At 72.0% G+C, this 7,268-nt stretch carries 5 protein-coding genes; 1 reads left to right on the forward strand and 4 read right to left on the reverse strand.

Annotation, left to right across the window (positions count from 1 at the left end; translation table 11 throughout):
* Window positions 1-102: 102 nt before the first annotated feature.
* The 3 genes from DW309_RS11480 to nadE all read right to left on the reverse strand — a co-directional run bounded on the left by DW309_RS11480 (window position 103) and on the right by nadE (window position 5,290).
* Window positions 103-906, reverse strand: a complete 804-nt coding sequence (locus tag DW309_RS11480) for a GNAT family N-acetyltransferase (protein ID WP_240753194.1) — start codon at window positions 904-906, stop codon at window positions 103-105.
* A complete protein-coding gene (locus DW309_RS11485; protein ID WP_136045441.1) occupies window positions 903-4,382 on the reverse strand; it encodes a TM0106 family RecB-like putative nuclease in 3,480 nt (1,159 codons plus the stop codon). Before DW309_RS11485 ends, DW309_RS11480 begins: the two co-directional genes overlap by 4 nt.
* Before the next feature lie 89 nt (window positions 4,383-4,471).
* Window positions 4,472-5,290 carry an NAD(+) synthase gene (gene nadE, locus DW309_RS11490; RefSeq protein WP_136045442.1) on the reverse strand — a complete coding sequence of 273 codons (819 nt, stop codon included), beginning with the start codon at window positions 5,288-5,290 and terminating at the stop codon, window positions 4,472-4,474.
* A 109-nt stretch (window positions 5,291-5,399) separates the two neighbouring features.
* Here nadE and DW309_RS11495 point away from each other — a divergent pair, with 109 nt between their 5' ends.
* Window positions 5,400-5,957, forward strand: a complete 558-nt coding sequence (locus DW309_RS11495) for a phosphorylase family protein (protein ID WP_136032007.1) — start codon at window positions 5,400-5,402, stop codon at window positions 5,955-5,957.
* Window positions 5,958-5,963: 6 nt separating this feature from the next.
* On the opposite strand, the gene DW309_RS11500 is transcribed toward DW309_RS11495, so the two are convergent.
* Window positions 5,964-7,268, reverse strand: a 1,305-nt coding sequence (locus tag DW309_RS11500; protein WP_275090539.1) for an SbcC/MukB-like Walker B domain-containing protein, incomplete at its 5' end; no start/stop codon positions are given.

Consider the following 7,268-nt stretch of genomic DNA (forward strand, 5'->3'; position numbering starts at 1 on the left):
AGCACGACAGCGCGGGAGCACGGCAGCGCGGCAGCGCGTCAGCACGGCACCGCGCGAGCATGGCAGCGCGTCAGCGCGTGAGCACGGCACCACCACAGCGGGTCAGCGCGTCAGGCGGTACGCGCGCTCGTCTCCGTACCGCGTGAATCCGGCCCTGGCGAGGATCGGCGCCGAGGTCGCGACGCGGCCCTTGACCAGCGCGGTCGCCGCACCGCGCGCCGCGCTCTCCCGCAGCCGCTCCGCGAGCACGGCCCGATAGGCACCACGCCCTCGGTCGCCGTCGAGGGTCGCCGCACCCCACAGTCGCGTGAATCCGTCGACGATCGTGCACCCGCCCGTGCTCACCGCGCGACCGTCGATGCGACCCAGCACCCGGAACCCGGTGCCCGCATCGAGGGCGGCCGTCAGCTCCGCGAACTCGGCGCGAAGCTCGTCGCCGTCGAGCGGCCGTTGCTCCCAGACGGGGACGTTGATCTCATCCACCTCCCGAAGCTGGTCGACCGTGCGCACGACCTCGGCCGAGACGCCCGGCGGCACATCGACCGCGCCCTCAGTCGTCGGACGGGCGAACACCGTGACGGTGTCGACGTGCTCGGCCCCGCGGCCCACCAGCTCCTCTTCGAGGTCGGGCTCGTCGGCCGGGTTCGTCCAGAACGTGAAGACGGTCTCGCCCCAGGCCTCCACGCGCTCCAGCGCCCGCTCCACGACCTCCGCGGCGGAACGCGTCGACGACACGTGCGAGCCGCGCACCCCGCCCCCGAAGCGCTCCGGGTAGCGCACGAGGAGCAGGTCGTCGCGGACGTGCTCGCTTCCCCGCGGGAACCACGCCCACCCGGCGGCGGCACGGAGGACGTCTTCTGCCGCGGGCATGCCGTCGGCACTCGGCCGCGCATCGGCCGGCGTCACGAGTCCTCCTCCGCCGCACCCACGAGCCGCGCGAAGGCGCTCAGCCGCGCGACGCCCTCGGGCGTGTAGGGCAGATCGTCGAGCAGCGCGGGCGAGTGGATGAGGTAGGCCAGCACCTGGGCGCGCGAGATCGCGACGTTCAGCCGGTTCTGCAGCAGCAGGAACTCCGGCCCCCGGGGCGCGTCGCGGCCGCTCGACGCCGCGAGTGAGGTGATGGAGACCACGGCCTCCTTGCCCTGGAAGTTGTCGACCGTGCCCACCGGCACCCCACCGAAGCCCGCCGCCTCGAGCGCGTCGTGCACCAGCTGACGCTGGGCGTTGTACGGCGCGACCACGATGATGTCCGCCGGGGTGAGCGGCCGCGCGGAGCCCGCCGGATCGTTGTCGCGGAAGGGGCGACCGACCAGGTCCCGCACGATGCGGACGACCTCCGCAGCCTCCTCGGGCGACTGGGTCGCGTTGCCGCGATGGCGCAGGGGGACGATGTGCAGCCCCGGGTCGACGCCCTCGATCGACCGCCGCTCGGTGCCTGGTGCGGATGCGAGCTTGCCGGCGTACGCGAGCTGCGACACCGGGGCGGCCACGAACGGATGCATGCGCCACGACTGCGCCAGGAAGTAGCCGTACTCCGGTCGCACGACGGGATCGCCGTCCATCACCCATCCGAGCGCGGACGTGTCGACCGGCTCGGGGTGCGCCCCCTGACTCACCTGCGGAAGCTGCTGCGGATCGCCCAGGAGAAGCAGCCGTTGTGCTCCGGCTGCGACCGCGATCGTCGACGCGAGCGAGAACTGTCCCGCCTCATCGATCACCAGGAGGTCGAGGCCCCCGCGCGCCACGCGCTGCGTGTTGCTGAAGTCCCACGCCGTCCCGCCGACCACGGCCCCCTCATGCTCGTGCTCGGCGAGGAACGCCGCCATGCCGTTCTTGGGGATGACGGTGTACGAGGGATCGCCGCTGTCGTCTTTCGGGGCCTTCGCGACCTGAGCGGGCGCGACGCCGTCGGCCACGATCCGCTCCAACAGCGTCTCGATGATGGCGTGCGACTGCGCCACCACGCCGACCCGGAAGCCGTGCTCGTTCACCAGACGCGCGATGACCCGCGATCCCGTGTACGTCTTGCCCGTACCGGGAGGGCCCTGCACGGCGAGGTAGCTGCGATCGAGGTCGAGGACCCCGCGGACGATCGCGTCGATCGTGTCGCTCCCCGGCTCCGGCAGCGGAGCCCCGGAGACCGTGCGAGGCGGGCGCCGCCGGATGATGTCGGTCGCCGCATCGTCGGGGAACCCCGGGGCGGCCGCATGCACCGCATCGGCCCACTCGTCGATCGCCTGTTGCAGCGACACCACCCGCGGGGGCGCGGCCGGGGTGAGGGCGACCGGCAGCTCGTCCCACGTCTGCCCCTGCACCGCCGACTCGACGATCAGATAGCCGTCGTCGAGCACCTCCCGCACGCTCACGGTGTGCGGCACGTGCACGGCACGCGACGGCACCTCGGTGTCGAACGGCGCCGGCGCGTCGTACAGCGCGAACGGCTGAGCGCCGGGGCCGAGGGTCGTGCCCGGTGACACCTCACCCCGGATCTCGACCTCGCGCGACATGACCCTCCGGCCCTCGCCGATGCTCCAGTCGCTCCGCACGCGCGAGGATGGCGCATCGACCTTGACCACGTCGCGCGTGCCATCCCACATGGTCACGGGCTCGCGGAGTCGCTGGAAGTGCGACACCCAGAAGCTCTTCGCCTCCCGGGGGAAGTAGTCGATCGCCGCCGCCGCGATCCGATGCACGAGCCCGTCGCCGCCGGCCTCCATGTCCCTCTCGGCATCACCGAGAAGGGCCAGCGAGCGAGGCGACGGCTCGTAGATCACCTCGTCGGCGTCGTCCGGAGGCGCCGGCGTCACCCCCTCTCGGCGCGCGATCTCGATCAGCCAGTTGCGCAGCCGCCTCGTCGACACGCAGTCGTAGCGGTTGTAGTCGGCGAGGTCGGCGAACACCGCGTCGGCCTCCGCCTGCGCGCCCGCCGCCGCCAGCTCCCGCGCGGCCACGTACTGCACGATCGAGTCGTCGCCCTTCTGCACGTCGCTCGTGCGCACGTCGTCGCCCATGTAGAGCGGCTCGAGCTTCTTGATCGAGTAGGAGCGCGACCCCACGCGGACCGTGCGCAGCACCAGCGGATACAGATCGACGAACACGCCCTCGCGCAGCAACCGGTCCACCTCGCCCTCGCGGACTCCGTGGCGGGCGGCCATCGCGACCAGGTGCGACGTCTCGTACGGCGCGTAGTGGTAGATGTGCATGCCCGGGTGCGCGGCCCTGCGGAGCTTCACGAAATCGAGGAACGTCTCCAGCGCCTGGCGCTCCTCGGCGAACGTGTGCGCCCACAGCGCGGTGTACTGATCGGCGTTGTCGACCCACCCGAACAGGTAGTCGATGCCCCACTCCGACTCTCCGTCTGGGGCGGGTTCGGTGTACAGCGGGTCTCCCTCGAAGTCGAAGAAGATGTCGCCGTGGCTCGGTACCGGCAGCGTGTGGATCGCAGGGGCGTAGTGCACGTCGTACGTCGGTACCCCCTCGGCATCGGCGCGGAGCTGGAGCTTCGCCTGCGACCGGAGGTTCTCGAACGTGTCGACGTTCATGCCCTCCGGGGCTCCGGACGCCGCGGCCAGGTCGTCGATCGTCTCGATGCCCGCCGCGCGCAGCCGCGCGCGCTGGACGGGCCGCATCCGCGCGACCATCAGCAGGTCGCGGTGGGCGATCACCTGCTCCTCGCACGTCGCACAGCGTCCGCACGCCACGATGCGGAGATCGCCGCGGTCGTCGCCCCACGCCAGCGGCTCTCCCTCCTGCCCCTCGGCCACGGCCCGATCCGCGATGAGCGCGCGCAGCCGCGCCCGACGCACCCGGAACAGCGGCAACAGGTCGTCAACCGCGTGCGTGCTGACGCTGTGGTCGCCCAGGATGAGGTCGACCTCGTCGGCCCGGGGGATGCCGAGGCGATCGAGCTGATCGACATATGCCGCGAGCTGCATGAGCGCCGTGACGCGGGCTTTCCGCGCCAGCTTGGAGTCCTGCACGCGCCACCGCCCGTCGGCGTCTTTACGCAGGAAGTCCGCGAAGCCGACGAAGTCCTCCGTCGCGAACGCCGCCTGGAACACCACCAGCGCGTCGGAGCGCAGGGCCTCGATCGTCTCGCCGACGGCCGCGGCCAGAGCTTCAGGATCGTTCGAGCGGATCTTGTCGACGCGGTGCACCCGCTCCCGCCCGAGCTCGCTCAGGTACCGGTCGAGTACGTTCTGCTCGTGCACGTCTCCCAGCTGCGCGGCCCGCTGCAGCGTCGCATCCTCCGGCTCCTCGACCACCGGCACGCGGCCGAGCTTCGCGTCGATCGCTCGACACCAGGCGAACTCGCACTCCGCCGCCGCCTTGAGGTCGCTCGCGCTCCAGACGACCCGCTGCGCCTCCGTGTCGATCCGCACGATTCTCCCGTTCTCTCGGATGCTTCGACACTATCCGCGGCATCCGACACGGGCGAAAGCGAGCGCGACCGCGCCCTTCCCTCGACGCCTCAGCGCCACCAGGTGTCGTCGGGAGTGACGGGGAGGTGGCGCTTGTGCTGGGTCGCGAGGTAGCGCGACTCGATGCGACCGGCGACGTCAGGGTCGACCTCCTCCCCCTCCAGGAACGCGTCGATCTGCTCGTACGTCAGCCCCAGCTCGTCCTCGTCGGCTCGTCCGGGCTGGCCATCGAGGAGGTCGGCCGTGGGCACCTTGAGCGCCAACCGGTCGGGCGCGTCGAGGAACTGCAGCAGCGAGCGGCCCTGTCGCTTCGTGAGGCCCGACAGCGGCAGCACGTCCGCGGCGCCGTCGCCGAACTTCGTGTAGAACCCCGTCACGGCCTCGGCCGCGTGGTCGGTGCCGATCACGATCAGGCCGTCGTGTCCCGCGAGGGCGTACTGCGTCACCATGCGCAGTCGCGCCTTGATGTTGCCGCGGTTGAAGTCGGTGATGTCGCCGGAGACCGCCGCCTCGATGTCGCGCTCCACGCCGTCGACGCCGTTCTGGATGTTCACCTCGACCGAGGAGTCCGGGGCGATGTAGTCGAGCGCGGCCTGCGCATCGTCCGCGTCGTGCTGCACGCGATACGGCAGCCGTACCGCCAGGAACGTGGCCTCGCCGCCTTCGGCCCGCACGCGCTCGACCGCGAGCTGCGCGAGCCGGCCGGCGAGGGTCGAGTCCTGACCGCCGGAGATGCCGAGCACGTACCCCCTGGCACCCGTCGTGCGCAGGTAGTCCGCGAGGAAGCCGACCCTCCGCTCCACCTCCGATTCGGGGTCGATGTCGGGCCGGACACCCAGGTCTTCCGCGATCTGCTTCTGCAACGACACGTGATCCTCCGCTCTTCGCCTGGCCCCAGTATCCTCCCTCCGCGCAGCGGCGGGGCGGCGGCGCGGCGCTCGCACGCGGCATCCAGCCGAGACCTGAGAGAATGAGGCAGTGAAACTCCTCGTCGCCGCGCTCGCGTCCGAACTGTCCGCCTTCCCCGACGAGCTCGACGGCTTCGACCGGCTGGTCACCGGCCCCGGCAAGCTGCAGGCCACCTACGCGCTCACCCGCGCCCTCGACGCCCGGCGCTACGACGAGGTCGTCGTCGTCGGAACGGCGGGGGCCATCGAGCCGGGGCTCGAGGCCACCGTCCACGAGATCGGCTCCGCATTCCAGCACGACGTGACCGACCTCGACGGCGTCTCCGGCCAGCACGTGTCGCTTCCCGCACGCGTGAGCACCGGCCGTGACGGCGTGCTGATCGCGACCGGAGACCACTTCGTGGAGGACGCCGAGGTGACCGCGGTCATCCGGCCCACCGGTGCCGCCCTCGTCGACATGGAGACCTACGCGTACATCTGGGTGGCCGGGCAGTTCGGGGTGCCGATCCGCGCGTTCCGTGCCGTCTCCGATCAGGCCGAGGACGGCGCCCTCACCGACTGGCGCGCCGCGGTCGCGCGATGCAGCGTCCAGCTGCGCGACGTCATCCGCGCCGAGTACGGGGTCTGACCCGCGTCAGCGCGCCTCGATCACGCTCGGACCGTTCGCCAGCGCCCGCACGGTGAGCTGTGCGGGGATCTGCTCCTGCATGGCCTCCACGTGACTGATCACCCCCACCGTGCGACCGCCCTGGCGCAGTTCGTCGAGTGTGCGCATGGCGATGTCGAGCGTGTCGCCGTCGAGTGAGCCGAAGCCCTCGTCGATGAACAGCGTGTCGAGGCGGATCCCTCCGGCGCGCGCTGTGACGACCTCGGCGAGTCCGAGCGCGAGGGCGAGCGAAGTGAGGAACGTCTCGCCGCCGGACAGCGACTGCGGAGGTCGGGTCTGGCCGGTGAAGGCGTCGGCCACCACGATCCCGAGGCCCGACGCGGCCCCTCGCGCCGCCAGTGCGTCGGAGTGGCGCAGCTGGTAACGCCCCTCCGACATGTCGTGCAGGCGACGGTTGGCCGCCTCGACGATCTCCTCCAGCTCTGCGGCGAGCACGAAGGTCTCGAGCGTCATCTTGCGGGTGTTCGCGCCGCGCCCGGCGATCGTGTCGGCGAGGTTCTTCAGCACCTCGAACTCCGCCGCGTCCTCGGCCGTGCGCGCGTGCTCGTCCCCGGCCGCGGCGAGGAGTCCGGACAACCGGGCGGCGTCTCCAGCGGCGACGGTCGCGGCGTCGACGGCGGCCGACCAGAGCGCCCGGGCCTCGCTCGACACGCGTTCCGCGGCCGCGGTGTCGATCGGCTCCTCGGGCAGCGTCTTCAGCTCGAGGTCGAACAGGATCTCCCGTTCCTTCTCCCGCTGCACCGTGTGCTGAGTGATGCGGGCGTCGAGCGCCTCCTGCTCCGCCGACGAGCGCAGAGCCTCCTCCGCATCCGAGACCTCGGCGAACACCGACGCGAGCAGCGCGGCATCGCGCTCCCGGTCGGCCTCGACGACCGCCCTCTCTCGACGAGAGCGCTCCGCGCGCGCGTCCGCCAGCCGCCGGGCGACCTCGGTGCGGGCGGTGGTCTCGGCGATCCGCTCGGCGACCGATCCCGCGTCGCCACGGGCCTGCGCGATCTGCTCGTCCGCGTCGCCGTTCCGTTGCACCAGCAGCGCCAGGTGCTCGCGCGCCTGGGCCAGCGCCGCTGCGGCCGTCGCGACCTCGGAGTCCTGACGCTCCTTCCGAGCCAGAAGATCGGCGCGCACGGCCTCGAGCTCTGCCGCTCGCTGCTCCGCCTCGACCGCGGCGGTGTGCTCGTCCTCGGCGGTCCGGTACTCGCGCTCGGCGCGCTCAGGATCGCGTCCGTCGGCCTTCGCCGTCGCGGCCGCGAGCTCGGCACGGAGCCCGGCGCA

Origin of the sequence: Microbacterium sp. K41, assembly GCF_004794395.1 — a bacterium.
In the GTDB taxonomy this organism is placed as follows: Bacteria; Actinomycetota; Actinomycetes; order Actinomycetales; family Microbacteriaceae; genus Microbacterium; species Microbacterium sufflavum.